Genomic DNA, 1,645 nt, shown 5'->3' on the forward strand with positions numbered 1-1,645 from the left:
AGCAATATTATGAGCAACATCATAGATTAGATCCATTCCTAAATCACTTTCAGATTGTTTGAATACTCGTTCAAAAGATTTTCGTGTCCAATGAGAGATCATTTGTCTATTACTCCAAGCAAAATTAAGTGCTGCAAACATTGCTTTTCTGTATGATTCACCCTCTTCAGAATTATTTGGGACGCATGCTAATTCTCTATCTTTGAGAGTAATGTTGAACTTTTGCAAGGCTCGCTCTGAAACACGTAGATAGTCACTACATACTTGGTGACCAAATCCTCTAGAACCGCAATGAGTAAGAACCGTTACTTGTCCCACTTTAATTCCCATTCGTTTTGCAGCTTCTTCATCATGTATCTCGGATACTTTTTGAATTTCAAGAAAATGATTTCCAGAACCTAAACTACCTAGTTGTGGAGCTCCTCTTTTTCTTGCTTTATCTGAAATTTTGTGAGGATCAGCATTTGCCATTTGTCCGTTTTCTTCGCATACATCTGCATCATTTGAATTTCCATAACCATTATCAACTGCCCACTTGACACCTTTGACGAGTACCTCATCTAATTGAGAATGATTTAGTTTGATTGCACCTTTAGAGCCAACTCCAGAAGGAATAGAGTTGAAAAGATCTACAACTAGTTCTTTTAGTTTTGGTCTTACATCATTTTCATTTAGATTGGTTCGCAATAATCGTACACCACAGTTAATGTCATAACCTACACCACCAGGACTAATCATGCCTTCTTCTGCATCCATTGCTGCAACACCACCTACAGGAAAACCATATCCTTCATGACCGTCAGGTAAAACTACTGCATGACCTACAATTCCAGGCATCGTAGCTACGTTTGTTGCTTGCCAAATTGTTCTATCAGTTAACATTTTTTGAATTAAATTTTCATCAGCAAAGATCTTAACAGGTACATTCATTCCATTTTCAGCAGTTGGTTCTACAACATACTCCATGTCACCAACTTTTTTTGGAGTGATTTTTTCCATAAAGATCGGTTAATGGGCATACAGTTCCAATTTAAATCATAAGTAGATTTATTTTCGATGTAAATTGAATATGAATATTGGCGATTTTACCTATTGATAGTGGCAGATATGGAACAAAAGAGATGCTCAAAATATTCAATGAGCAAAGCAAAGTCGATTATCAGTTAGCAATTGAAGGAGCTGCTGCAATTTCTCAAAGTGAAATTAAAATGATCCCAAAATCTGTGGGAGGAAATATTTTAAAAATTTCAAAATCAGGAAAAATTACTGCAAAAAGAATCAAACAACTAGAAGCTAAAAGTGATCATGATACTGCAGCATTAGTTGAGGCACTAAGTGAGAAATGCAAAGTAGATGCAAGACCATGGATACACTATGGTTTAACGAGTAATGATTTGGTAGATACAAGTAATTCATTGCAAATGAAAGATGCATTATCAATTATTGAGCCAAAGGTAGCAAAGCTTGCAAATATTTTGGCAACAAAAGCTGTCAAATACAAAAGTCTTCCAGCAGTAGGTAGGACTCATGGTCAACATGCAAGCATAATTTCATTTGGATTAAAATTTGCCAACTGGGCAGCTGAAATGTCAAGGCACTTAGAGCGAATTGAAGAGGTTAGAAAACGAATTCTAATTTGTAAAAC

General features: G+C 35.7%; 2 protein-coding genes. One reads left to right on the forward strand and one right to left on the reverse strand.

Annotation, left to right across the window (positions count from 1 at the left end; all coding sequences use genetic code 11):
• Window positions 1-999, reverse strand: a 999-nt coding sequence (locus C6988_RS10830) for an RtcB family protein (RefSeq protein ID WP_182135458.1), incomplete at its 3' end; no start/stop codon positions are given.
• Window positions 1,000-1,076: 77 nt separating this feature from the next.
• Between C6988_RS10830 and C6988_RS10835 the strand changes: the two genes are divergently transcribed.
• Window positions 1,077-1,645: lyase family protein (locus tag C6988_RS10835; protein WP_255464487.1), on the forward strand; the 569-nt coding region annotated here is incomplete at its 3' end.

Source organism: Nitrosopumilus sp. b1 (assembly GCF_014078545.1).
Taxonomy (GTDB): Archaea; Thermoproteota; Nitrososphaeria; order Nitrososphaerales; family Nitrosopumilaceae; genus PXYB01.